Below are 23,763 nucleotides of genomic sequence, written 5' to 3'. Positions count from 1 at the left end.
CGCGGGCAAGCGTGCTCCTACGAGGGGCCGGCAGTGTGCTCAGCCCTTGTACGCGTACTGCTCCCGCGAAGCGGATTTCATCTGAATCGAGAACCCCGGCGCGGCCGGTGGCAGATACGCGGCATCGCGAATCACGCAGGGGTCTTCAAAATGCTCATGCAGGTGATCGACGTACTCCACGACCCGACCTTCATGGGTCCCGGCGATGCACAGAAAGTCGATCATCGACAGGTGCTGCACGTACTCGCACAGCCCGACGCCGCCGGCATGGGGGCAGACCGGCAGCTGGTATTTGGCGGCCATCAGCATCACCGCCAGCACCTCGTTGACCCCGCCGAGGCGGCAAGCGTCGATCTGCACCACGTCGATGGCCCCGCGCATGATCAGCTGCTTGAAGACAATGCGGTTCTGGCACATCTCGCCAGTCGCCACCTTCACCGGGTGCACGCCGAGACGAATGGTGCGATGGCCCTCGACGTCGTCGGGGCTGGTCGGTTCTTCAATGAACCAGGGCTTGGCGAACGCCAGCTCGCGGACCCAGTCGATGGCCTCGCCGACCTCCCAGACCTGATTGGCGTCAATCATCAAATGGCGGTCCGGCCCCAGCACTTCCCGGGCGATACGCACACGGCGGATATCGTCCTGCAGGTCGCGGCCGACCTTCAGTTTGATGTGGGAAAACCCGCCGTCGACCGCTTCCTGACACAGCCGACGCAGCTTGTCGTCCGGATAACCGAGCCAGCCCGCCGACGTGGTGTAGCAGGGGTAACCGTCGGCCAGTAGCATTTGCAGCCGTTGCGCCTTGCCCTCTGCACGCTCGGTTAGCAGGGTCAGGGCTTCGTCCGGGGTGATGCAGTCGGTGATGTAACGAAAATCGATGCAGCGCACCAGTTGCGCCGGGGTCATTTCCGCCACCAGTTGCCACACCGGCTTGCCCTCGGACTTGGCCCACAAATCCCATGTGGCATTGACCACAGCGCCGGTCGCCAGATGAATCGCGCCCTTGTCCGGGCCGATCCAGCGCAACTGGCTGTCGCTGGTGACGTGGCGCCAGAAACGGCCCATGTCTTCAGCGATCCATTCCAGTTTCAGGCCGATCATTACGCCTGCCAGCGCCTTGATCGCGGCACAACAGATCTCATTGCCGCGCCCGATGGTGAACGTCAGGCCATGTCCCTGGAGGGTCGGGTGATCGGTTTCGAGAATGACGTAGGCCGCCGAGTAATCGGGGTCTGGGTTCATCGCGTCGGAGCCGTCGAGAAATTGCGAGGTGGGGAAACGAATGTCTTCAACGCGCAAGGCGGTGATGGTGGTCATGGCGGGTCCCTTTGGCATTGTTATGGGCAGCGCGGCTTGCTTGGGAATTCGGTTAAAACTTTTCAGCTTGGCACCACAGTGATCTCAGTCCGGCGAAACCCTGTGATCTCAGGCACCCCATGATCTCAACTGGATGGAGATCTTAAGGGAGTTGAAATCCTGTGTTTTCAAGTCTCACATGATCTCAAGCGGATGGAGATCTTGTGGGAGTGAGCTTGCTCGCGAAGGCGGCATCTCTACCCACAGAAATTCAGTGGATGTACTGGCCTCTTCGCGAGCAAGCTCGCTCCCACAGGAACGGTGTTTGCTGCCTCAGGCGTCGACAGTCAACTGCTGCTGTTCGCCCAAGCCTTCGATGCCCAGACGCATGGTCTGGCCAGCGCGCAGGAACACCGGCTCCGGTTTGATCCCCAGGCCCACGCCCGGCGGCGTACCGGTGGAAATCACGTCGCCCGGCTGCAGGCTCATGAACTGGCTCAGGTAGCTCACCAGTTTGGGAATCTGGAAAATCATCGTGCGCGTGTTGCCGTTCTGATAGCGCTTGCCGTCGACTTCCAGCCACAGGTTGAGCTGATGGGGATCGGCGATTTCATCGCGGGTCACCAGCCACGGGCCGATCGGGCCGAAGGTGTCGCAGCCCTTGCCTTTGTCCCAGGTGCCGCCGCGCTCGATCTGGAACTCACGCTCGGACACGTCGTTGATCACGCAATAACCCGCCACGTGCTCCAGCGCATCGGCCTCGTCGATGTAGCGACCGCCCTTGCCGATGACCACGCCCAGCTCGACTTCCCAGTCGGTCTTCTTCGAATTGCGCGGGATTTCCACGTTGTCGTTGGGGCCGACGATGGCGCTGGTCCACTTGTTGAAAATGATCGGTTCTTTTGGAATATCCGCGCCGGTTTCAGCCGCGTGGTCGGCATAGTTCAGGCCGATGCAGATGAACTTGCCGATCTTGCCCACGCACGGGCCCAGGCGCGGATTGCCCTCAACCAGCGGCAGGCTGTTGACGTCCTGGGACTGCAAGTGCGCGATGCTTTCCGGGCTCAGGGCGGTGCCCGAAAGGTCGCCAATCAAATCGGTCAGGTCGCGAATGCGGCCGTTGCTGTCCAGCAGGCCAGGGCGCTCTTGACCGGGTTCGCCGTAACGCAGCAATTTCATGGGGTGTCCTCTAGAGGTGATTGATCAGAATTTGGTTTGATGTCGAAGCAAGGCTTGGCAGCCTCAGTTGCTCCAGCCGCCGTCGATGATCTGCGCGGTGCCAGTGGTAAAGCCGCTGGCGGAAGAGCCCAGGTACAGCGCCAGTTGAGCGATTTCCTCGGGCGTGCCCAGGCGCCCCATGGGCTGGCGTGCTTCGAACGCCGCGTAGACTTCCGCCTCTTCGCGGCCCTCGCGCGCCGCCTGATCGGCCACCCGCTGACGCAGGGAAGGGGATTCCACCGTGCCGGGGCAAATGCAGTTGCAGCGGATGTTCTGTCCGACGAAATCGGCCGCGACCGAACGGGTGATGCCGATCACGGCGGCCTTGCTGGCGCAGTAGGCGAAGCGGTTGGGCACGCCTTTGATGGCCGAGGCGACCGACGACATGTTGATGATCGAGCCGCCGCCATTGGCCAGCATCGCCGGCAGAAACGCGCGGATCATCTTGTACATCGCCGTGACATTGAGGTCGAAGGCGAAGCGCCAGTCGTCGTCGGAGCATTCGAGGATGTTGCCGCTGTGCACCACGCCCGCGCAGTTGAACAGCACGTCCAGCGCGCCCACTTCGGCGGCCAGCCGTTCGATGGCGGCGTGATCGGTGACGTCGAGGACACGCTTATGCACGCCTTGCAGGTGATCCAGCGCTGCGCCGTTGATGTCCACGGCAAAGACTTCCGCGCCGGCCTTCAGATAAGCCTCGACGCTGGCTTGACCGATGCCCTGGGCGGCGGCTGTGATGAGCACTCGCTTACCGGTGAGGTCCATGTTGATCCCTTGTTTTTATTGTTGAGACGACCCGGCTGTGGGGTCTGTTGATCTAACCGAGGCCGCGCGATGAGCTGGATTCGATGCACGCGAACCCTCGTGGGTTTGCTATGCTCCGCTCACTGCAGCGCTCCAATGGTCAGGCCATTGGTCCTGTTTTTAGCACTTGTCATGGACCGCAACAAGGTCATTTTTCGATCCGGTGCGCTGTAATTTTCCGAGCCGATTTCCGATGCCAATCCAAGTAATTGATAACCAGAGACTTTATCGTCAGATCGCCGATCAGCTCCGCGCGCTGATCGACAGCGGCGAATTTCCACCGGGCAGCCGGCTGCCGGCCGAACGTGAACTGGCGAAGATGCTGGGCGTGAGCAGGGCCTCGGTGCGCGAGGCGATGATCGCGCTGGAGGTGATCGGGCTGGTGGATGTGCGCGTCGGTAATGGCGTGCTGGTCTGCGAACCGCCGGTGCGGGTGCTGTCCGATGAACCGGTGATGACCCAGGTTACCCGGGACCAGTGGAAGGACGTCGACCCCGAGCTTGGCATTGAAGTGGATTTCAGCGCGGAAATCCCGCCCTTTGCCTTGCTCCAGGCAAGACGGCTGATTGAACCGGAAGCGGCGGCGCTCGCCGCGCATCACGCCAGCGATGAAGAGCTCGAAGCGATCCGGGAAGCCTTCGAACGCAATGCGCGGGACAACCGCGAGCATTCCCACACCCATCCCGGCGATCGCCTGTTTCACATCCGTATCGCCCAGGCCTCGGGCAATCCGGCGTATGCGCTGATGATCAAGCACCTGCTCGGGCATCAGTACGGCAGCATGTTCCAGCGCTTACAGGCGCACTACACCTCCGACGACATGCCGTTCCGCTCCGAGCACGAACACCGCCTGATCCTCGACGCCCTGCAAAACCGGGATGCAGAAGCCGCGAAGCAGGCGATGGCGGGGCATCTGGATGAAGTCATCCGTATCTTCAGCCGGGGCGGGGTGTAGCTTTCCAATCAGCCCCACATTTTCCCGGCTGCCGCCCAACCTATGGCGACCTTGTCTGGACACTGCAAATGAGCCTGATGACGGAGAACCTGTGGGAGCGAGCTTGCTCGCGAATGCTGACTTCCAGCCGCTCAAGATGCAGTGGCTGGACCTGAGCTTTCGTGAGCAAGCTCACTCCCACCAGACCGCGCATGGCCCACCTTTCCATGACGCTTCACCCATCCGTCGAGCGCGACACCTCTTCCCATTCCGCAAACTCGGCCTCCAGCTGCGCCAGCTTTTCCCGCACCAGCTTTAACGCATCGCTGCCGAGCAACAGATGCGCTGGCGGATTAGGGCTGTCGATCAGTTTGAGCATCGCATCTGCCGCCTTGACCGGATCGCCCGGCTGTTTGCCGCTGCGTTCTTCGCGGGCCTTGCGGATCGGGTCGAAGCTGGCGTCGTAATCGGTGATCTGCCGTGCAGTCCGTTGCATCGAACGGCCCGCCCAATCAGTGCGGAACGAGCCCGGCGCCACGGCCGTGACAAACACGTTGAACGGCTTCAGCTCCTTGCTCAGCGACTCGGAAATGCCTTCCAGCGCGAACTTGCTGCCGTGGTAATACGCGATGCCCGGCATCGTAATGAAGCCGCCCATGGAGGTCACGTTGAGGATGTGCCCGTTTCGACGCTGGCGGAACAGCGGCACGAAGGCCTTGATGATCGCGACCGCGCCGAACACATTGACGTCGAACTGACGACGCAGCTCATCCAGCGGCGACTCTTCCACAATGCCCTCATGGCCATAACCGGCATTGTTCACCAGCACATCGATGGGCCCGAATGCGTTGTCGGCCTCGGCCACCACGCGGTCGATGGCGTCGAAGTCGCTGACGTCCAGCAGCACGCCGTGGGCGCGGCCGGGTGCCTGGGCTTCGAATGTCTGAACGGCGTTTTCATTGCGTAGCGTGCCAATCACGGTGTGACCCGCGGCCAGCGCCTGTTGCGCCAACGCCTGGCCGAAGCCGCTGCTGACACCGGTGATGAACAGGGTTTTGGTTTTGCTCATTGCGCGTTTCCTCTCGGGGCCGAAGCCGTTGATCGATGGTCGATGCTTGAAGTTCCCCATGGTAGGAACCCTGCGCGCCAAACCGATCACCCAGTTCTACGCGATGATTGCCTGATCCTGCCTTGGCTCGGTGCTGCCAAGGCGTAACTGCTGTTCAACCTGTAGGAATGAGCGTGCTCGCGATCGCGGTATGTCATTGATCGGTGAATTCATTCACACACCGCGATCGCGCTCAAGCTCACGCCTACAAGGTGCAGACCGCCTGCTCACATCCGAGGATTGGCCGTGTTCTTCGTCACCAACCGCAAGCCGCTCGCCACACTGCCCACCGCCGCGAAGCCCGCGCCGATGCTCAACGCCAGCACCGGGCCGTGGGTGCTGGAAATGCCGAAACTCAAGGCTACCAACGCCGCACCCGTGGCCTGACCGATCAGGCGAGCGGTCGCAATCGTGCCGCTGGCGCCGCTGGAGCGTTCCTTTGGCGCGCTGGTCATCAGCGCTTTCTGATTCGGCGCCTGGAAGAACCCGAAGCCGATGCCGCACAGCATCATGCGCGCGATGATCGACATTACGCTGGCGTCAGCCGGCATGCTCGCCAGAGAAATCATCCCCAGGCACAGCATCGCCAGGCCGATCCCGCCCAGCAGCCCCGGCGGATAACGGTCAGACATGCGCCCGGCAAACGGCGCGATCATCGCCACCACCACCGACCACGGCGTCATCAGAAATCCGGTCTGGATCGGGTCGCGGCCCAGGGTGCTTTCAAAAAAGAACGGCAGCGACACGAACGCCAGACCCTGGGTGGCGAACGAACAGAACGCCGTCAGCGCCGACAACGCAAACATCGGCCGCTTCAGCAGATCCAGGGGGAACATCGGCGCAGGGTGCCCGACCTCGCGCTTGAGCATCAGCACGCCCCCCACCAGAAAGATCGCCAGCGCGATCAGCACGCTGGCCATCGAACCCAGCTGCGCCGCCTGACTCAGGGCGAAGATCAGGGCGCCGAAGGTGATGACGTTGAGCACGGCGGTGACGCGGTCGAAGGTCAGCGTGCCGAGGCGCGTCGCGGGCAGCGAATTCCAGGCGAACACTAGCGCGAACAGGCCGATGGGCAGGTTGATCGCAAACAGCCACGGCCAACTCGCCACCGACAACACCAGCGACGCGACGGTCGGGCCGATGGAGAACGATGTGCCGACCACCAGCGCGTTCATGCCCAGCCCGCGCCCGAGCCGTTCATGGGGGAAGATCGAGCCGATCAGCGCGGCGTTGACGCTCATGATCGCACTGGCGCCGATGCCCTGCAGCACGCGCGCTACAGTCAGCGTGGGCAACGACCAGGCGAGCGCGCACAACGCCGACGACACCACAAACAGAATCAGCCCGCCCAGATACACCTTGCGATGGCCAAGCACACCGCCCAGCGCCGCAAACGGCAGCAGTGTGGCGACGGCAGCGAGCTGATAGGCGTTGATAATCCACACCGACGCGGCGGGCGAGGCGTGCAGATCGGCAGCGATGGCGGGGAGGGCAGTGTTGGCGATGGCGGTGTCGAGGGTGGCGAGGGCGATCGACATCAAAATCGCCGCCATGCCGCGAAACTCGCGAGGGGTGAGTTTATTGCCGACGCGCGGCGCATCCTGAGTGGCGGGCTGGACCATTATCGACAACGCTCCGGGGGGATGAACTTCAGGCGGGTCTGCAGGCGCAGACGAAAGCGTGATGGTGCCGTTTTGGTAGGGGGCTATGCAATGAAAGATCCGCGAGAGTGAGCGCCGGGTGCCGCCTTCAAGTGCGAAGCTGCAAAATGGATAACGCTGAAATCTCCGTGGAGCGAGCTTGCTCGCGAAGACTTAGGCTAAACCCACGGAGATTCAGCGGCTGTAAGGACTTTTTCGTGAGCAAGCTCACGCCCACAAAGACTCATGAAAGTCGGACCCCGTGATCAGAGCAGAAACCTGATCGGGTATCCGACCTCAACCTCCCGCCGTATCAATATCCTTATCCAGCTCGCCGGTCTGCCGTTCCTCCTTGGTCGTGTCCGGCGACTCATGCTCCTCGGGCTCAAAATCAGGTGTGAAACTGTTCTCGCCCGTCAGGTTGCCGTTGTTCTCCTGACTTTGCGCGCCGTCCTCGGACTGGCTCTGCGACTCGCCCTGGTTCTTCAACGCATCGTTCTGCGCCAGGCTACTGTCCGGCGTCTCTGGATTAATCGCCGGGTCGTTGCGGTTGACGGTTTGATCAATGTTCTGGGTAGCCATATGCACCTCTTCTGTCATATCCCGTTTGCAGGACTTACAGATATCGAGGGCAACTAAGGGCAAGGGTTCGATCAAAGTGCTAACTGGCAGCGCGGCGGGGGAACGATCAGCTACGACAACAGCATTCGCGAGCAAGCTCGATCCCACAGGAGGGTGTCCGGTCAGCAACAATTTCGAGCGCCCACACCGGCCTCTTCTCGGCTAAAGCCGGTCCTACTAAAACGCCGCATACAGTCAGTGGGACCGGCGGCAGTCCGTAGGACTGGCTTCAGCCGGGAAGCCTTTGATCTGCTTTTGATCTTCAACCACCAAAAGTCCAGACAACACCAAACGCGACTTGGGTGCAGGCTGAACGCAGGTCTCGCTCCGTGGGCCGAGCGGCATGGATGCCGCGAGAGCCGCCCCCCGCCATGGATGGCGGATGGCGGCGGGCCCACGGAGTGAGACCGGAGTGAAGGAACCCGACGAAGTCGGGCCCAACCGAGAGCAGGCACTTTTGCTTACTTTTGGTGCTTTTCAAAAGTAAGTCGCCGAAGGCGAAACGGTCTGCCCCCAGGCAGACGCTTCTGATCTTGATCTGAAATCATAAGCGGCTTAGATAACCGCCAGGATCGCCTCAGTAACCGCCCCGATATTCCCCTGGTTCAACGCCGCCACACAAATCCGCCCGGTATCCAGCGCATAAATCCCGAACTCATTGCGCAACCGATGAACCTGCGCCGTCGTCAGACCCGAATACGAAAACATCCCCCGCTGCCGCGCGACAAAACTGAAATCCTGCCCCGCCGCATTATTCGCCAGACGCTGGGTCATCTCCTCACGCATCCCACGAATCCGCAGGCGCATCTCACCCAGCTCCGCCTCCCACTTGCCACGCAACTCAGGGCTGCTCAACACCGCCGCCACAATCGACGCGCCGTGGGTCGGCGGGTTGGAATAGTTCGTGCGGATCACACGCTTCACCTGAGACAACACCCGCGCCGTTTCCTCCTTCGAATCCGTCACGATCGACAGCGCGCCGACCCGCTCGCCGTACAGCGAAAACGACTTCGAAAACGAACTCGAGGCAAAGAACGTCAGACCGCTGTCGGCAAACAGACGCACCGCCGCCGCGTCCTCGTCAATGCCGTCACCGAAGCCCTGATACGCCATGTCCAGAAACGGCACATGACCCTTGGCCTTCAGCACCTCAAGGACCTTCTTCCAGTCTTCCAGGGTCAGGTCAACGCCGGTCGGGTTGTGGCAGCAGGCGTGCAGCACGACGATCGAGCCGGACGGCAGGTTCTGCAGATCTTCCAGCATGCCCGTGCGGTTCACGTCATGGGTGGCGGCGTCGTAGTAGCGATAGTTCTGCACCGGGAAACCGGCGGTTTCGAACAGCGCGCGGTGGTTTTCCCAGCTTGGGTCGCTGATCGCCACAACGGCGTCGGGAGAAAGCTGCTTGAGGAAGTCAGCGCCGATCTTCAGAGCGCCCGTACCGCCGACCGCCTGAACCGTCATCACCCGGCCCGATGCCAGCAGTGGCGACTCGGCGCCGAACAGCAAGGCTTGCACGGCCTTGTCATAAGCGGCAATGCCGTCGATGGGCAGATAGCCGCGGGGCAGGTGTTGGGCCACCCGGTTTTCTTCCGCTTCGACAACGGCGCGCAGCAGCGGAATTTTCCCTTCTTCGTTGCTGTAAACACCGACACCCAGATTGACCTTGGTCGTACGGGTATCGGCGTTGAATGCTTCGTTGAGGCCCAGGATAGGATCGCGTGGTGCCATTTCGACAGCGGAGAACAGGCTCATTGTGCGGGGGCTCTGAGTGGGGAGTGAATGGGTCGCGTCGCTCCAGCCGATTGCACTAGAGCGGTGCACAAACGGGGAGCTAGTATAAAGACCCGGGCCAGTGCGGGCGACAGGCAGGGGCGGGTTTTTCCCGTTTTTTGGCAAAATTTTTCGACCGTTAGTCCCGTGCTGCGGACTAATCTCGGGAGGGTGGCTTGAAAGGTGGCGCAGTCGACTCCACTTGTAGTCCCATCACTTCTTTTATGTACGTCTTTTCCCTGACGGGATCAGCCGTCCGTGCTCAATTGCGTTGCTGCAGGATTTATCTGGCAGTGGCCCCTCCAGAGGTACCTTATGTCCGAGTTTCAGCTCGTTACCCGTTTTGAGCCGGCCGGTGATCAACCGGAGGCGATTCGTCAGTTGGTTGAAGGCATCGACGCCGGCCTGTCGCACCAGACCCTGCTCGGTGTAACCGGTTCGGGCAAAACTTTCAGCATCGCCAACGTCATTCAGCAAGTGCAGCGCCCGACCCTGGTGCTGGCGCCGAACAAAACCCTGGCCGCGCAGCTGTACGGCGAGTTCAAGGCGTTTTTCCCGAACAACTCGGTCGAATATTTCGTTTCCTACTACGACTACTATCAGCCCGAAGCCTACGTGCCGTCATCGGACACCTTCATCGAGAAGGATGCGTCGATCAACGACCACATCGAACAGATGCGCCTGTCCGCGACCAAAGCGTTGCTGGAGCGCAAGGACTCGATCATCGTCACCACGGTGTCGTGCATCTACGGTCTGGGCAGTCCGGAAACCTACCTGCGCATGGTTCTGCACGTGGACCGCGGCGACAAGCTCGATCAGCGCGCCTTGCTCCGTCGCTTGGCCGACCTGCAATACACCCGTAACGACATGGATTTTGCCCGGGCGACCTTCCGTGTCCGTGGCGACGTGATTGACATCTTCCCGGCTGAATCGGACCTGGAAGCCATCCGCATCGAGCTGTTCGATGACGAAGTCGAGAGCCTTTCGGCGTTCGACCCGCTGACCGGCGAGGTCATTCGCAAACTGCCGCGCTTCACCTTCTATCCGAAGAGCCACTACGTGACCCCGCGGGAAACCCTCCTGGAGGCGATGGAAGGCATCAAGGTCGAGCTGAACGAGCGTCTGGAATACCTGCGCGGCGCCAACAAGCTGGTGGAAGCGCAACGTCTGGAGCAGCGCACCCGTTTCGACCTGGAGATGATTCTCGAACTGGGTTACTGCAACGGGATCGAAAACTACTCGCGCTACCTGTCCGGCCGTCCGTCCGGCGCGCCGCCGCCGACGCTGTACGATTACCTGCCAACTGACGCGCTGCTGGTGATCGATGAGTCCCACGTCAGCGTGCCCCAGGTCGGCGCTATGTATAAAGGCGACCGATCGCGCAAGGAGACGCTGGTGGAATACGGTTTCCGCCTGCCGTCGGCGCTGGACAACCGGCCGATGCGTTTCGATGAGTGGGAAAACGTCAGCCCGCAGACCATTTTCGTCTCAGCGACGCCGGGTAACTACGAAGCTGAACACGCAGGTCGCATCGTCGAGCAAGTGGTGCGGCCAACCGGGCTGGTCGACCCGCAGATTGAAATCCGTCCGGCGCTGACCCAGGTCGACGACTTGCTCTCCGAGATTCACAAGCGCGTGGCGATCGAGGAGCGGGTGCTGGTGACCACGCTGACCAAACGCATGTCCGAAGACCTTACCGATTACCTGGCCGACCACGGCGTGCGGGTGCGTTACCTGCACTCGGACATCGACACCGTTGAGCGCGTCGAGATCATCCGCGATCTGCGCCTGGGCACTTTTGACGTGCTGGTAGGGATTAACCTGCTGCGCGAAGGTCTGGATATGCCGGAAGTGTCGCTGGTGGCGATTCTCGATGCCGACAAGGAAGGCTTCTTGCGTTCCGAGCGTTCGCTGATCCAGACCATTGGCCGCGCCGCGCGTAACCTCAACGGCCGGGCGATTCTGTACGCCGACCGCATCACCGGCTCCATGGAACGCGCGATCGAAGAAACCGACCGTCGTCGCGAGAAGCAGATCGCGTTCAACCTGGCCAACGGCATCACGCCGAAAAGCGTGATCAAGGACGTCGCCGACATCATGGAAGGCGCCACCGTGCCCGGCTCGCGCAGCAAGAAGCGCAAAGGCATGGCCAAAGCTGCCGAGGAGAACGCCAAGTACGAAGCCGAACTGCGCTCGCCGAGCGAAATCACCAAGCGCATTCGTCAATTGGAAGAGAAGATGTACCAATTGGCCCGTGACCTGGAGTTCGAGGCGGCGGCACAGATGCGTGACGAGATCGGCAAGCTGCGGGAGCGGTTGTTGGCGGTTTGATCCGCGCAGGGGCTTGAATACTGGAGCCGCGCAGGCCGCGCCTGTTAACATTCGCGGCTTGTTCGACCTATCCGGGATTTTCCATGACCACCGTTCGCACCCGCATCGCGCCATCGCCCACCGGCGACCCCCACGTTGGCACGGCGTACATCGCGCTGTTCAACTATTGCTTCGCCAAGCAGCATGGCGGCGAATTCATCCTGCGCATTGAAGACACCGATCAACTGCGCTCGACCCGCGAGTCCGAACAACAGATTTTCGACGCTCTGCGCTGGCTCGGCATCGAATGGAGCGAAGGCCCCGATGTCGGTGGTCCCCATGGTCCGTATCGCCAGAGCGAGCGCGGCGACATCTACAAGAAGTACGTGCAGCAACTGGTCGACGCCGGTCATGCCTTCCCGTGTTTCTGCACCGCCGAAGAGCTCGACCAGATGCGCGCCGAGCAGACCGCCCGTGGCGAAACCCCGCGCTACGACGGCCGCGCGCTGTTGCTCTCGAAAGAAGAAGTCGAGCGCCGCCTGGCCGCTGGCGAGCCCCATGTGATCCGCATGAAGGTGCCAAGCGAAGGTGTTTGCGTGGTGCCGGACATCCTCCGTGGCGAAGTCGAAATCCCCTGGGACCGCATGGACATGCAGGTCCTGATGAAGACCGACGGCCTGCCGACCTACTTCCTGGCCAACGTCGTCGACGACCACCTGATGGGCATCACCCACGTGTTGCGCGGAGAAGAATGGCTACCGTCGGCACCGAAGCTGATCCTGCTCTACGAATACTTCGGCTGGGAAAAACCGGCACTGTGCTACATGCCGCTGCTGCGTAACCCGGACAAGAGCAAGCTGTCCAAGCGCAAGAACCCGACGTCGGTGACGTTCTACGAGCGCATGGGCTTCATGCCCGAAGCGATGCTCAACTATCTGGGCCGCATGGGCTGGTCAATGCCGGACGAGCGCGAAAAGTTCTCGCTGGACGAAATGGTCGAACACTTCGACCTGACCCGCGTCTCCCTAGGCGGCCCGATCTTCGACATCGAGAAGCTCTCTTGGCTGAACGGCCAGTGGCTGCGTGAGCTGCCGGTGGAAGAGTTCGCCAGCCGCGTGCAGAAATGGGCGTTCAACAGCGACTACATGATGAAGATCGCGCCCCACGTTCAGGGTCGCGTCGAAACCTTCAGTCAGATCGCGCCACTGGGCGGCTTCTTCTTCGCGGGTGGCGTGACGCCGGACCTGAAGCTGTTTGAGCACAAGAGGCTGTCGCCGGAACAGGTGCGTCAGGTTATTCAACTGATCCTGTGGAAGCTGGAATCCCTGCGGCAGTGGGAGAAGGACAAGATCACCGGTTGCATTCAGGCCGTGGTCGAGCACCTTGAACTGAAGCTGCGCGATGCCATGCCGCTGATGTTTGCCGCCATTACCGGTCAGGCAAACTCGGTATCAGTGACCGATGCGATGGAGATTCTTGGTCCGGACCTGACCCGTTTCCGTCTGCGCCAGGCGCTGGACCTGCTGGGCGGCGTGTCCAAGAAAGAGAATAAAGAGTGGGAAAAGCTGCTCGGCGCCATTGGCTGAACGACGCCGGGCCATGGGGCATTTGCCGGATGGCCCGGCGTGGGGCATTTTTGCGGGAGGCGGTAAGTGATTGTTATCCCGGAAAATTCTTTTGGAATTGTTTGAAAAAGAGTTTGACAGCTTTGTGGGTCGCACTTAATATGCGCCCCGTCCACACGGCAACGCAGAAACACGCGGTAACGCAGCGTTCTCTGCAAGTGTAATGTGGGGCTATAGCTCAGCTGGGAGAGCGCCTGCATGGCATGCAGGAGGTCAGCGGTTCGATCCCGCTTAGCTCCACCAAATTAGAAGCTTCAAGGGTCGCTTTACCGCCTTGAAGCTTGTACCGCTTCGGAACCAGCACCGATGCGGTACGCAAGGGTTACGTCCCCTTCGTCTAGTGGCCTAGGACACCGCCCTTTCACGGCGGTAACAGGGGTTCGAGTCCCCTAGGGGACGCCAGTTTCACCGAGTGATGCGTTAAAGCTGATCTCCGCCGAGAGGCGTAAAGTCGGGGCTATAGCTCAGCTGGGAGAGCGCCTGCATGGCATGCAGGAGGTCAGCGGTTCGATCCCGCTTAGCTCCACCAATTTCTGCCAGGGTTCGTCATGTTGTCACCGACGAATCTGCTCGAAGGTTTTGCGTCCCCTTCGTCTAGTGGCCTAGGACACCGCCCTTTCACGGCGGTAACAGGGGTTCGAGTCCCCTAGGGGACGCCACGATTTCTCGCTCTGCGAGACCAAGGGTCATTCGATTATTGAATGGCCCTTTTGTTTTTTTGGGGTCTGGTTCCAGACCTTGTCCTTAATATGTCTCTCCAGTCGTTCATCCACCGGTCGTTGATCTCAAACATCGGTTGCGTCCTTGCCAACGCACATGATGAGGATAATATTATCGCCATCATCCCGGAGGCGGTCATGAACGACAAAAAAGCACAGACCCGCGAACGCATACTCACTGCTGCAAGCACCGCGCTGATCGCGCGCGGCCCGATCGAACCCAGCGTCAACGAGATCATGGGCGCAGCGGGGCTAACCGTGGGTGGCTTCTACGCGCACTTCGACAGCAAGGAAGCGCTGATGCTGGAAGCCTTCAGCCAGTTGCTGGCCGAGCGCCGAGAGATGGTTGCGACGATCGACGATCAGTTACCGGGCGATGAGCGGCGCGCGCTGCTGGCGGCGTTCTACCTGTCGCGCAAGCACCGTGACGCGCAACAGCATGCATGCCCGTTGCCGACGGCGATCGGGGAGATGGCGCGTCTCTCCGCCGATTTCCGCAACGTCCTGGCGGAACATGTCGAACTGATGGTGGCGCAACTCGCTGCAAGCCCGGAGGAGGCCGACAAGACCCTGGCCGACATCGCCTTGATGGTCGGTGGTCTGGCGCTCGCCCGGGCCCTGGGCCCCGGCGAACTGTCGGATCGAGTGCTGAGGGCGGCGAAGTCGGCGGTGGTCTGAGTCAGGCAGGACATCCTTTGTCGCCAGCCTTTCCAGTAGTAGGACCGGCTTCAGCCGGGAAGGGGCCAGCATAAGCAACCTCAATCTTGCGGTGTTACGTCCGACGCCTTCCCGGCTAAAGCCAGTCCCACTAAATGTACGCGGTCAGTCAGTGGGACTGGCTTCAGCAAGGAAGAGGCCAATGCAGGCACCCTCAATTTCGCGTTGTGACACCCGACGCATTCCCGGCTAAAGCCAGTCCTACAAGATGCGCGCGGTCAGTCAGTGGGACCGGCTTCAGCCGGGAAGAGGCCAGTGCAGGCGCCCTCAATTTGCATTCTGACACCCGACGCATTCCCGGCTAAAGCCAGTCCCACTAAACACGCGCGGTCAGTCGTGGGACCGGCTAAAGCCAGTCCCACTAAATGCACGCGGTCATTTAGTGGGACTGGCTTCAGCCGGGAAGGGGCCGGCGGGGACACCTCAATCTTTGGTCAGGCAAGCCCGCCATCAGCTTTGTCCGATGCTTTTGGTTACACTGCCCGCAGGATGAACCGAGGAGGCAGGAAGAAATGGTCTGGGATCTGGCAACGCCGTTCGTCATCGATCTGCAGGTGGGCGAGGAGGACATCGATGGCTTGGGTCACGCCAACAACGCTGTGTACGTCACCTGGCTCGAACGCTGCGCATGGCGGCATTCGCAGCAACTTGGGCTGGACCTGACCGAGTACCGCCGACTCGACCGGGCCATGGCCGTGGTGCGTCACGAAATCGACTACCTGGCCAGCGCGTATCAGGATGACGAGCTGCAATTGGCGACCTGGATCGTCGACTGGGACCAGCGTCTGAAAATGACCCGGCGCTTCCAGCTCAAACGTCCCAGTGACGGCATGACATTGCTGCGGGCGCAAACCACCTTTGTCTGCATTGAACTGTCGTCGGGCAAACCCAAGCGCATGCCGAGCGAGTTCATCGACGGCTACGCCGCGGGGCTGCACAGCACAGTCTCCTGACGTCCGGCACGCTTGACCCGTATCCAATCCGCCGGCCTCTGCGTAAACTGCCTGACTTTTTTCCGAGTGTGACCCATGCAAATTGCCCTGGCACCCATGGAAGGCCTGGTCGACGACATCCTGCGCGACGTGCTGACGCAGGTCGGCGGCATCGACTGGTGCGTGACCGAATTCATCCGGGTGACCGAGCGCGTGCTGCCGGAGCATTACTTCCACAAGCTCGCATCCGAGTTGTTGCAGGGCTCGAAAACCCGCGCCGGCGTGCCGCTGCGTGTGCAATTGCTGGGTTCTGACCCGGTGTGCCTGGCCGAGAATGCAGCCTTCGCGGCCGAACTGGGCGCCCCGGTCATTGACCTGAATTTCGGCTGCCCGGCCAAGACGGTCAACAAGTCCCGGGGCGGGGCGGTGTTGCTCAAGGAGCCGGAGCTGCTGCACACGATTCTTAGCCACGTACGTCGCGCCGTGCCGGCACACATTCCGGTCACCGCCAAGATGCGACTGGGCTATGACAGCACCGAGCCGGCCCTTGATTGCGCCCGGGCGCTGGAAGCAGGCGGCGCGGAACACATCGTCGTTCACGCACGGACCAAGGTCGACGGCTACAAGCCGCCAGCGCACTGGGAGTGGATTGGCAAGATTCAGGACGTGGTGAAGATCCCGATCATTGCCAATGGCGAGATCTGGACCGTTGACGACTGGCGCCGCTGCCGGGAAATCTGCGGGGCCCGCGACATCATGATTGGTCGCGGTCTGGTGGCGCGTCCGGACCTGGGCCGGCAGATTGCCGCCGCGCAGGCCGGGCGTGAGGTCATCCCCATGACCTGGATCGAGCTGCAGCCTCTGCTGCGAGACTTCTGGCTGCAGGCCATGGCCAAGATGACCCGCGTTCAGGCACCGGGCCGGCTCAAGCAATGGGTGGTCCTGCTGACCAAAAGCTACCCCGAAGCGACGGTGCTGTTCGATGCCCTGCGCCGCGAAACCGACTGCGAGCGGATCAGCCAGATGCTCGGTGTGAGCGTGCCGGAAGCCGCCTGAAAATTTTTTTTGAGGACTCTTGAAACGCAAATGGCCGTCCCTATTTTGGGATGACGCGATGCCGAAGTCGGGTCGCGGAGATAACCACTTGCTGATTTATCAGGAGATTTTCAGATGACTACTGCATTTTCCCTGGCTCCACTGTTCCGTCACTCCGTTGGCTTCGACCGCTTCAACGACCTGTTCGAGTCGGCGGCGCGCAACGAGTCCGCCAGCAGCTACCCTCCCTACAACGTCGAGAAACACGCTGATGACCAATACCGCATCGTCATCGCGGCGGCGGGGTTCCAGGAGGAAGATCTGGAGTTGCAAGTCGAGAAGGGCGTATTGACCGTCACCGGCAACAAGCGCGAGAACACCGCGGAAGGCGTGACCTTCCTGCACCAGGGCATCGCCCAGCGTGCATTCAAGCTGTCGTTCCGCCTGGCTGACCACATCGAGGTCAAAAACGCTGCTTTGGCCAATGGCCTGTTGAACATTGACCTGCTGCGTCTGGTGCCTGAAGAGGCCAAGCCAAAACGCATCGAAATCAATGCTCAGAAAACCCTGACTCACTGATCCCGAGTCAGCGTAAGAAGGCGCCCTGCGGGGCGCCTTTTTTTGTGCGCGCTCATTGCGTTTGCAATGGCGTCAACCCGTAAGCCTGCGCATCCAGCAGCGCCATGAACGCCCGCGCGGCATTTGAAAGCGTGCGTTCGGTGTGGACGATATACCCCAACTGCCTGCGCAACTGGATTCCCGGCAGCGGGATGGCCGTGACTTGCTCGTCGAGCATCGTGCGCGGCAGCACGCTCCACGCCAGTCCGATGGACACCATCATCTTGATCGTCTCCATGTAGTTGGTGCTCATGGCGATATTCGGCTTCAGACCCTGGGCTTCGCAGAGTCCGCTGACGATGTGGTGAGTGAAGGTGTTCTCGCCCGGAAACACCGCCGGGTAGCCTGCGATGTCGGCCAGGCTGACGTTTTTCTGATTGGCCAGCGGGTGCTCGGGTGCGGCGACGAAGTCCAGGGGGTCGTCCCAGACCTTCACGGCTTTCACCAGCGCGTGGGGCTCGGGCGCCAACGTGATCACCGCCAGCTCCGCACGGCCATGGAGGATTTCTTCGTAGGCCACTTCCGAATCGAGAAACTGAATGTCCAGCGCAACGTCCGGATAAGTCTTGGTAAACGCCCTTAACAACGTAGGCAAACGGTGCAGGCCAATGTGGTGACTCGTCGCCAGGGTCAGGCGCCCGGTCACTTCGCCACTCAGGTTAGTCAGCGCACGACGGGTGTCGTCCAGCACATTGAGGATCTGATAAGCGCGGGGGAGAAGGGCGCGACCGGCTTCCGTCAGGCTGACTTCGCGGCCCAGCCGATCAAACAGTCGAACGTCGAGCTGCTGCTCCAGACCGGCGATGCGCTTGCTGACGGCGGGCTGAGTCAGGTGCAGTCGCTCTCCGGCCGCCGAGAAGCTGCCCGTCTCGGCGATGGCAATAAAGGCATTGAGGTTGGCCAGATCCATCTCGAATTCCTGTTGGTTATGCAAAGCATGAAAAATATGAATTTGAGTTATTTAATCATATTCCATAGCATCACCCCCACAAGCCAAGGGTCTTTACGGTGTCATTGCGACATCGGCGGCCGGGGCATAGAAATACGCTGATGAGGAACCGTCTGATGGCCGGCAAAACGCTCTACGACAAGCTCTGGGATTCGCATTTGGTCAAGCAGCGCGACGATGGCTCTGCGCTGCTCTACATCGACCGTCACATCATTCACGAAGTGACTTCGCCTCAGGCTTTCGAAGGCTTGCGCCTGGCCCGTCGCAAACCGTGGCGCATCGACGCCAACGTTGCGACCGTCGATCACAACGTGCCGACCACCCCTGACCGCAAGGACGGCGTCGACGCCATTGTCGATCAGGTGTCGCGCTTGCAGGTCAAGACCCTGGACGACAACTGCGACGAGTACGGCATCACCGAATTCAAGATGAACGATGTGCGTCAGGGCATCGTTCACGTCATCGGCCCGGAGCAGGGCGCGACCTTGCCGGGCATGACGGTGGTCTGCGGCGACTCGCACACCTCGACCCACGGCGCATTCGGCGCATTGGCCCACGGCATCGGCACTTCCGAGGTCGAGCACGTCCTCGCGACCCAGTGCCTGGTCGCCAAGAAGATGAAGAACATGCAAGTGAAGGTCGAAGGCAAGCTGCCGTTCGGCGTCACCGCCAAGGACATCGTCCTGGCCATCATCGGCAAGATCGGCACCGCCGGCGGTAACGGCCATGCCATCGAGTTTGCCGGCAGCGCCATCCGCGACCTGTCCGTCGAAGGCCGTATGACCATCTGCAACATGTCCATCGAAGCGGGCGCCCGTGTGGGTCTGGTGGCGACCGATGAAAAGACCATTGCCTACGTGAAGGGTCGTCCTTTCGCACCGACTGCCGAGCAGTGGGACGCAGCCGTCGAGGCCTGGAAAGACCTGGTGTCCGACGACGACGCGGTGTTCGACACCGTGGTCGAGCTCGACGCGACCCAGATCAAGCCGCAAGTCAGTTGGGGCACGTCGCCGGAAATGGTCGTGGCCGTGGATCAGAACGTGCCGGATCCGGCGCAGGAAGCCGATCTGGTCAAGCGTGGCTCCATCGAGCGCGCCTTGAAGTACATGGGCCTGAAAGCCAATCAGGCGATCACCGATATTCAACTGGATCGCGTGTTCATCGGCTCGTGCACCAACTCGCGGATCGAAGACCTGCGCGCCGCAGCGGACATCGCCAAAGGCCGTAAAGTGGCGTCGACCGTCAAGCAGGCGATCGTCGTGCCGGGCTCGGGTCTGGTGAAGGAACAGGCCGAAAGGGAAGGGCTGGACAAGGTGTTCATCGAAGCTGGTTTCGAATGGCGTGAGCCGGGCTGCTCGATGTGCCTGGCGATGAACCCGGACCGCCTGGAGAGCGGCGAGCACTGCGCGTCCACCTCCAACCGTAACTTCGAAGGCCGTCAGGGCGCCGGTGGGCGTACTCACCTGGTCAGCCCGGCGATGGCGGCAGCGGCAGCGGTCAACGGCCGTTTCGTCGACGTTCGCACCATGAGCCAGGCATAAGGAGCCCCGCATGAAGCCTTTTACCCAACACACCGGTTTGGTCGCTCCGCTGGATCGCGCCAACGTCGACACCGATCAGATCATCCCCAAGCAGTTCCTGAAGTCGATCCGCCGGACCGGCTTTGGCCCGAACCTGTTTGACGAGTGGCGCTACCTCGACGTGGGTCAGCCGTATCAGGACAACAGCAAGCGTCCGCTGAACCCGGATTTCGTGCTCAACGCCGAGCGCTACCAGGGCGCCAGCGTCTTGCTGGCCCGGGAAAACTTCGGCTGCGGCTCAAGTCGCGAACACGCCCCGTGGGCGCTGGAAGAGTACGGTTTTCGCAGCATCATCGCGCCGAGCTACGCGGACATCTTCTTCAATAACAGCTTCAAGAACGGCCTACTGCCGATCATCCTCAGCGAAAGCGAAGTCGATGAGCTGTTCAAGGTGGTCGAAGCCACACCGGGCTATCAGTTGAACGTGGACCTGGAAGCGCAGACGGTTACCCGCGAAGATGGCAAGGTGTACCGCTTCGAGATCGATGCCTTCCGCAAGCACTGCCTGCTCAACGGCCTGGACGACATCGGCCTGACCCTGGTGGACGGCGAGGCGATTGCAGCATTCGAGAGCAAGCATCGGGCTTCGCAGCCTTGGCTGTTTCGCTGAGGGGCAATTATCAGCTTCAAGCTTCAAGCTTCAAGCTTCAAGCTTCAAGCGACAAGTTGACCGCGGTGTGACTGCTGATTCTTGCCGCTCCCCGCTTGGAGCTTGCCGCTCCCGAGTTGGCACCATCTACCGGCTCGACGCATATTCTGAAACGAGGGTTTTATGAGCAAGCAGATTCTGATTCTTCCAGGTGATGGCATCGGTCCGGAAATCATGGCCGAGGCGGTCAAGGTGCTGGAGCTGGCCAGTCAGAAATACCAGCTGGGTTTCGAACTGAGCCACGACGTCATCGGCGGCGCGGCCATCGACAAGCACGGCGTGCCGCTGGCAGATGAGACCCTTGAGCTTGCCCGCTCTGTTGACGCAGTGTTGCTCGGCGCCGTTGGCGGCCCGAAATGGGACGCCATCGACCGCGACATTCGTCCGGAGCGCGGCTTGCTGAAGATCCGCTCGCAACTGGGCCTGTTCGCCAACCTGCGTCCGGCGATTCTTTACCCGCAGCTGGCCGATGCGTCGAGCCTGAAGCCCGAGATCGTGGCGGGCCTGGACATCCTCATCGTCCGCGAGCTGACCGGTGGCATCTATTTCGGTGCTCCCCGTGGCACCCGCGAACTGGAAAACGGCGAGCGTCAGTCCTACGACACGTTGCCCTACAGCGAAAGCGAGATTCGCCGTATTGCCCGTGTCGGCTTTGACATGGCCCGCGTGCGCGGCAAAAAGCTCTGCTCGGTGGACAAGGCCAACGTGCTGGCGTCCAGTCAGTTGTGGCGCGAAATCGTCGAGCAGGTCGCCAAGGATTACCCGGACGTCGAACTCAGCCACATGTACGTCGACAACGCTGCCATGCAGCTGGTCCGCGCACCGAAGCAGTTCGACGTGATCGTCACCGACAACATGTTCGGCGACATCCTTTCCGACGAAGCCTCCATGCTCACCGGTTCCATCGGCATGCTGCCGTCGGCATCGCTGGACTCGAACAACAAGGGCATGTACGAGCCTTGTCACGGTTCGGCGCCGGATATCGCCGGCAAAGGCGTGGCCAACCCGCTGGCAACGATTCTGTCGGTGTCGATGATGTTGCGTTACAGCTTCAGCGAGCACACCGCTGCCGACGCCATCGAGAAAGCCGTCAGCCTGGTGCTGGATCAGGGTTTGCGCACCGGCGACATCTGGTCCGAAGGCACTGCACGGGTCGGTACGCAGGAAATGGGCGACGCCGTAGTCGCCGCGCTGCGCAATCTGTAATATCTCGGGCCCACGACTGTCAGGTTGAGCCCGTTGGCTCTCTGCGGTCGGGGCCCCACTTTTAATTAAGGTGTAGTTGCGATGAAACGTGTAGGTCTGGTCGGTTGGCGCGGGATGGTCGGTTCCGTGCTCATGCAGCGCATGCTGGAAGAGCAGGATTTCGATCTCATTGAGCCGGTTTTTTTCACCACCTCCAACGTCGGCGGCCAAGGCCCGTCCGTGGGCAAGGATGTCGCGCCGCTCAAAGATGCCTACAGCATCGACGAGCTCAAGACCCTGGACGTGGTGCTGACCTGCCAGGGCGGCGACTACACCAGCGAAGTATTCCCCAAGCTGCGTGAAGCAGGCTGGCAGGGTTACTGGATCGACGCGGCGTCGTCCCTGCGCATGCAGGACGATGCGGTGATCATCCTCGACCCGGTCAACCGCAAGGTCATCGACCAGCAGCTGGACGCCGGCACCAAGAACTACATCGGCGGCAACTGCACCGTCAGTTTGATGCTGATGGGCCTGGGCGGGCTGTTCGAGGCCGGTCTGGTGGAGTGGATGAACGTCATGACGTATCAGGCGGCTTCCGGCGCCGGTGCGCAGAACATGCGTGAGCTGATCAAGCAGATGGGCGCGATCAATGCGTCAGTGGCCGACGAACTGGCAAACCCTGCCAGCGCGATTCTGGACATCGACCGCAAGGTGGCTGAGGCGATGCGCGGCGAGGGCTTTCCGACCGAGAACTTCGGCGTGCCCCTGGCGGGCAGTCTGATTCCGTGGATCGACAAGGAGCTACCGAACGGTCAGAGCCGCGAGGAGTGGAAAGGGCAGGCGGAGACGAACAAGATTCTGGGCCGTTTCAAGAGCCCGATTCCGGTCGACGGCATTTGCGTGCGCATCGGTGCGATGCGGTGCCACAGCCAGGCGCTGACCATCAAGCTGAACAAGGATGTGCCGATTGCGGACATCGAAGGGATGATCAGTCAGCACAACCCGTGGGTGAAGCTGGTCCCGAACAACCGCGAATCGAGCATTCAAGAGCTGAGCCCGACGTCGGTGACCGGCACCTTGAATATCCCGGTAGGGCGTTTGCGCAAGTTGAACATGGGGTCGCAGTATCTGGGCGCGTTCACCGTGGGTGACCAGTTGTTGTGGGGTGCGGCCGAGCCGTTGCGTCGGATGTTGCGCATTCTGCTCGAGCGTTGATTTTGCGGTGACTGCAGCTCTTCCTCGCGGCAGAGCTGCACCGCCTTCGGCGAGTTGCTTTTCAAAACCGCTGCACAGCCGGGATACCTCGTTTACACCGGTTCAAACACTTCGTTTACACATCATCAGTCATCGTCCGGGGCAGCCGATGGCAGACGCGGATCTTGAACAGCTCTTCGCTCTACGGGTTGGCTGGTATGGCGATTTCCTAGCCGTCGCGACCTGTAACGATGCGATGGCAACAGCCCTGTTGAATCGCAAGATGGCCTTCTGAATCCATCTGCCAGAGATCCTTCGGCGGTCAGGCCGCCCCATCCTCAGCCCCCACAGGCCCTCATCAAATAACTGATGATCCGCGCAACCTCCGGCGCGGCCCATGGTCGTATTGGCAGCTATCTATAAGATCAAAGGCGTTCAAATGAGCTCTGATGCAGAAAATGTCGTACTCATCGTCGAAGACGAGCCGCTCATTCTGATGCTGCTGTCCGATTACCTCTCGGGCGAAGGCTATCGGGTGTTGCAGGCGGAGAACGGGGAGCAGGCATTCGAAATTCTTGCCACCAAACCCCACCTCGATCTGATGATCACCGATTACCGCCTGCCGGGCGGGGTGTCGGGCGTGATGATCGCTGAGCCCGCCGTCAAGCTGCGACCGGAGCTCAAGGTTATCTTCATCAGTGGCTACCCGGCAGAGATCGTGGATTGTGGTAGCCCGATCACCAAAAAGGCGCCGATCCTGGCCAAGCCGTTCACCATGGAAACGCTGCATTTGCAGATCCAGACCCTGCTCAACTGAGCCTGCCACAACAAACAACAAAGCCGGCAATCGCCGGCTTGT

20 protein-coding genes and 4 tRNA genes are annotated in these 23,763 nt (G+C 61.1%); 16 read left to right on the top strand and 8 right to left on the bottom strand.

Annotated features, from left to right (window positions below; translation table 11 throughout):
- Nucleotides 1-39: 39 nt before the first annotated feature.
- The 3 genes from AC3ISG_RS14825 to AC3ISG_RS14815 form a co-directional block, all read right to left on the bottom strand.
- Complete coding sequence (locus AC3ISG_RS14825) at nucleotides 40-1,317, bottom strand: L-fuconate dehydratase (RefSeq protein WP_489297312.1); 1,278 nt, start codon at nucleotides 1,315-1,317, stop codon at nucleotides 40-42.
- A 312-nt stretch (nucleotides 1,318-1,629) separates the two neighbouring features.
- Entirely contained in the window at nucleotides 1,630-2,475 is an 846-nt protein-coding gene (locus AC3ISG_RS14820) for a fumarylacetoacetate hydrolase family protein (protein WP_122538299.1), read from the bottom strand.
- Between the two features lie 63 nt (nucleotides 2,476-2,538).
- A complete protein-coding gene (locus tag AC3ISG_RS14815) occupies nucleotides 2,539-3,279 on the bottom strand; it encodes an SDR family oxidoreductase (RefSeq protein WP_133771737.1) in 741 nt (246 codons plus the stop codon).
- A 232-nt stretch (nucleotides 3,280-3,511) separates the two neighbouring features.
- Here AC3ISG_RS14815 and AC3ISG_RS14810 point away from each other — a divergent pair, with 232 nt between their 5' ends.
- Nucleotides 3,512-4,273 carry a FadR/GntR family transcriptional regulator gene (locus tag AC3ISG_RS14810; protein ID WP_489297311.1) on the top strand — a complete coding sequence of 254 codons (762 nt, stop codon included), beginning with the start codon at nucleotides 3,512-3,514 and terminating at the stop codon, nucleotides 4,271-4,273.
- Between the two features lie 214 nt (nucleotides 4,274-4,487).
- On the opposite strand, the gene AC3ISG_RS14805 is transcribed toward AC3ISG_RS14810, so the two are convergent.
- The 4 genes from AC3ISG_RS14805 to AC3ISG_RS14790 form a co-directional block, all read right to left on the bottom strand.
- Nucleotides 4,488-5,321 (bottom strand): oxidoreductase, encoded by an 834-nt coding sequence (locus tag AC3ISG_RS14805; RefSeq protein WP_489297310.1) that lies wholly within the window; start codon nucleotides 5,319-5,321, stop codon nucleotides 4,488-4,490.
- Between the two features lie 266 nt (nucleotides 5,322-5,587).
- A complete protein-coding gene (locus tag AC3ISG_RS14800) occupies nucleotides 5,588-6,913 on the bottom strand; it encodes an MFS transporter (RefSeq protein WP_489299543.1) in 1,326 nt (441 codons plus the stop codon).
- Nucleotides 6,914-7,297: 384 nt separating this feature from the next.
- The gene (locus AC3ISG_RS14795) at nucleotides 7,298-7,582 is read right to left on the bottom strand and encodes a hypothetical protein (RefSeq protein WP_489297309.1); all 285 of its coding nucleotides are present in this window, start codon (nucleotides 7,580-7,582) and stop codon (nucleotides 7,298-7,300) included.
- Nucleotides 7,583-8,176: 594 nt separating this feature from the next.
- The gene (locus AC3ISG_RS14790) at nucleotides 8,177-9,373 is read right to left on the bottom strand and encodes an amino acid aminotransferase (protein WP_489297308.1); all 1,197 of its coding nucleotides are present in this window, start codon (nucleotides 9,371-9,373) and stop codon (nucleotides 8,177-8,179) included.
- 333 nt (nucleotides 9,374-9,706) lie between these two features.
- Between AC3ISG_RS14790 and uvrB the strand changes: the two genes are divergently transcribed.
- The 10 genes from uvrB to AC3ISG_RS14740 all read left to right on the top strand — a co-directional run bounded on the left by uvrB (nucleotide 9,707) and on the right by AC3ISG_RS14740 (nucleotide 17,308).
- The gene (gene uvrB / locus AC3ISG_RS14785; RefSeq protein ID WP_489297307.1) at nucleotides 9,707-11,722 is read left to right on the top strand and encodes an excinuclease ABC subunit UvrB; all 2,016 of its coding nucleotides are present in this window, start codon (nucleotides 9,707-9,709) and stop codon (nucleotides 11,720-11,722) included.
- 83 nt (nucleotides 11,723-11,805) lie between these two features.
- Nucleotides 11,806-13,287, top strand: a complete 1,482-nt coding sequence (gltX, locus tag AC3ISG_RS14780) for a glutamate--tRNA ligase (RefSeq protein WP_489297306.1) — start codon at nucleotides 11,806-11,808, stop codon at nucleotides 13,285-13,287.
- A 206-nt stretch (nucleotides 13,288-13,493) separates the two neighbouring features.
- Nucleotides 13,494-13,569: transfer RNA gene (locus AC3ISG_RS14775), tRNA-Ala, on the top strand.
- An 83-nt stretch (nucleotides 13,570-13,652) separates the two neighbouring features.
- Nucleotides 13,653-13,728, top strand: a tRNA-Glu gene (locus AC3ISG_RS14770).
- A 51-nt stretch (nucleotides 13,729-13,779) separates the two neighbouring features.
- A tRNA-Ala gene (locus AC3ISG_RS14765) sits at nucleotides 13,780-13,855 on the top strand.
- A 54-nt stretch (nucleotides 13,856-13,909) separates the two neighbouring features.
- Nucleotides 13,910-13,985: transfer RNA gene (locus AC3ISG_RS14760), tRNA-Glu, on the top strand.
- 198 nt (nucleotides 13,986-14,183) lie between these two features.
- The gene (locus tag AC3ISG_RS14755) at nucleotides 14,184-14,723 is read left to right on the top strand and encodes a TetR/AcrR family transcriptional regulator (RefSeq protein WP_489297305.1); all 540 of its coding nucleotides are present in this window, start codon (nucleotides 14,184-14,186) and stop codon (nucleotides 14,721-14,723) included.
- Nucleotides 14,724-15,274: 551 nt separating this feature from the next.
- Nucleotides 15,275-15,715, top strand: a complete 441-nt coding sequence (locus tag AC3ISG_RS14750; protein ID WP_122624241.1) for an acyl-CoA thioesterase — start codon at nucleotides 15,275-15,277, stop codon at nucleotides 15,713-15,715.
- A 75-nt stretch (nucleotides 15,716-15,790) separates the two neighbouring features.
- Nucleotides 15,791-16,750 (top strand): tRNA-dihydrouridine synthase family protein, encoded by a 960-nt coding sequence (locus AC3ISG_RS14745; RefSeq protein WP_122624242.1) that lies wholly within the window; start codon nucleotides 15,791-15,793, stop codon nucleotides 16,748-16,750.
- Nucleotides 16,751-16,864: 114 nt separating this feature from the next.
- Nucleotides 16,865-17,308, top strand: a complete 444-nt coding sequence (locus AC3ISG_RS14740; protein WP_122538320.1) for an Hsp20 family protein — start codon at nucleotides 16,865-16,867, stop codon at nucleotides 17,306-17,308.
- Between the two features lie 52 nt (nucleotides 17,309-17,360).
- Here the strand turns inward: AC3ISG_RS14740 and AC3ISG_RS14735 are convergent, their stop codons facing one another.
- On the bottom strand, nucleotides 17,361-18,257 hold the full coding sequence (locus AC3ISG_RS14735) for a LysR family transcriptional regulator (RefSeq protein ID WP_489297304.1): 897 nt from the start codon (nucleotides 18,255-18,257) through the stop codon (nucleotides 17,361-17,363).
- Nucleotides 18,258-18,412: 155 nt separating this feature from the next.
- On the opposite strand from AC3ISG_RS14735, the gene leuC reads away from it, so the two are divergent.
- From leuC to AC3ISG_RS14710, 5 genes are all read left to right on the top strand, one after another.
- Entirely contained in the window at nucleotides 18,413-19,837 is a 1,425-nt protein-coding gene (gene leuC, locus AC3ISG_RS14730) for a 3-isopropylmalate dehydratase large subunit (RefSeq protein ID WP_489297303.1), read from the top strand.
- Between the two features lie 10 nt (nucleotides 19,838-19,847).
- The gene (leuD, locus tag AC3ISG_RS14725) at nucleotides 19,848-20,486 is read left to right on the top strand and encodes a 3-isopropylmalate dehydratase small subunit (RefSeq protein WP_122624245.1); all 639 of its coding nucleotides are present in this window, start codon (nucleotides 19,848-19,850) and stop codon (nucleotides 20,484-20,486) included.
- Nucleotides 20,487-20,648: 162 nt separating this feature from the next.
- Complete coding sequence (gene leuB / locus AC3ISG_RS14720) at nucleotides 20,649-21,731, top strand: 3-isopropylmalate dehydrogenase (RefSeq protein WP_272628778.1); 1,083 nt, start codon at nucleotides 20,649-20,651, stop codon at nucleotides 21,729-21,731.
- Between the two features lie 81 nt (nucleotides 21,732-21,812).
- Nucleotides 21,813-22,925, top strand: coding sequence for an aspartate-semialdehyde dehydrogenase (gene asd / locus AC3ISG_RS14715; protein WP_489297302.1), 1,113 nt, complete (start codon nucleotides 21,813-21,815; stop codon nucleotides 22,923-22,925).
- Between the two features lie 418 nt (nucleotides 22,926-23,343).
- Nucleotides 23,344-23,721, top strand: coding sequence for a response regulator (locus AC3ISG_RS14710; RefSeq protein WP_122538696.1), 378 nt, complete (start codon nucleotides 23,344-23,346; stop codon nucleotides 23,719-23,721).
- Nucleotides 23,722-23,763: the final 42 nt, after the last annotated feature.

The sequence above is a fragment of the Pseudomonas sp. GL_135 genome, assembly GCF_057834665.1.
Note: the sequence above shows the minus strand (reverse complement) of the source record. Positions and strands in the feature narration are given on the sequence as shown.

Excerpts from the sequence above, each read along its gene's own strand:
- AC3ISG_RS14825 (WP_489297312.1), bottom strand. The coding sequence starts at position 1,317 with ATGACCACCATCACCGCCTTGCGCGTTGAAGACATTCGTTTCCCCACC.
- AC3ISG_RS14820 (WP_122538299.1), bottom strand. The coding sequence starts at position 2,475 with ATGAAATTGCTGCGTTACGGCGAACCCGGTCAAGAGCGCCCTGGCCTG.
- AC3ISG_RS14815 (WP_133771737.1), bottom strand. The coding sequence starts at position 3,279 with ATGGACCTCACCGGTAAGCGAGTGCTCATCACAGCCGCCGCCCAGGGC.
- AC3ISG_RS14810 (WP_489297311.1), top strand. The coding sequence starts at position 3,512 with ATGCCAATCCAAGTAATTGATAACCAGAGACTTTATCGTCAGATCGCC.
- AC3ISG_RS14805 (WP_489297310.1), bottom strand. The coding sequence starts at position 5,321 with ATGAGCAAAACCAAAACCCTGTTCATCACCGGTGTCAGCAGCGGCTTC.
- AC3ISG_RS14800 (WP_489299543.1), bottom strand. The coding sequence starts at position 6,913 with ATGGCGGCGATTTTGATGTCGATCGCCCTCGCCACCCTCGACACCGCC.
- AC3ISG_RS14795 (WP_489297309.1), bottom strand. The coding sequence starts at position 7,582 with ATGGCTACCCAGAACATTGATCAAACCGTCAACCGCAACGACCCGGCG.
- AC3ISG_RS14790 (WP_489297308.1), bottom strand. The coding sequence starts at position 9,373 with ATGAGCCTGTTCTCCGCTGTCGAAATGGCACCACGCGATCCTATCCTG.
- uvrB (WP_489297307.1), top strand. The coding sequence starts at position 9,707 with ATGTCCGAGTTTCAGCTCGTTACCCGTTTTGAGCCGGCCGGTGATCAA.
- gltX (WP_489297306.1), top strand. The coding sequence starts at position 11,806 with ATGACCACCGTTCGCACCCGCATCGCGCCATCGCCCACCGGCGACCCC.
- AC3ISG_RS14755 (WP_489297305.1), top strand. The coding sequence starts at position 14,184 with ATGAACGACAAAAAAGCACAGACCCGCGAACGCATACTCACTGCTGCA.
- AC3ISG_RS14750 (WP_122624241.1), top strand. The coding sequence starts at position 15,275 with ATGGTCTGGGATCTGGCAACGCCGTTCGTCATCGATCTGCAGGTGGGC.
- AC3ISG_RS14745 (WP_122624242.1), top strand. The coding sequence starts at position 15,791 with ATGCAAATTGCCCTGGCACCCATGGAAGGCCTGGTCGACGACATCCTG.
- AC3ISG_RS14740 (WP_122538320.1), top strand. The coding sequence starts at position 16,865 with ATGACTACTGCATTTTCCCTGGCTCCACTGTTCCGTCACTCCGTTGGC.
- AC3ISG_RS14735 (WP_489297304.1), bottom strand. The coding sequence starts at position 18,257 with ATGGATCTGGCCAACCTCAATGCCTTTATTGCCATCGCCGAGACGGGC.
- leuC (WP_489297303.1), top strand. The coding sequence starts at position 18,413 with ATGGCCGGCAAAACGCTCTACGACAAGCTCTGGGATTCGCATTTGGTC.
- leuD (WP_122624245.1), top strand. The coding sequence starts at position 19,848 with ATGAAGCCTTTTACCCAACACACCGGTTTGGTCGCTCCGCTGGATCGC.
- leuB (WP_272628778.1), top strand. The coding sequence starts at position 20,649 with ATGAGCAAGCAGATTCTGATTCTTCCAGGTGATGGCATCGGTCCGGAA.
- asd (WP_489297302.1), top strand. The coding sequence starts at position 21,813 with ATGAAACGTGTAGGTCTGGTCGGTTGGCGCGGGATGGTCGGTTCCGTG.
- AC3ISG_RS14710 (WP_122538696.1), top strand. The coding sequence starts at position 23,344 with ATGAGCTCTGATGCAGAAAATGTCGTACTCATCGTCGAAGACGAGCCG.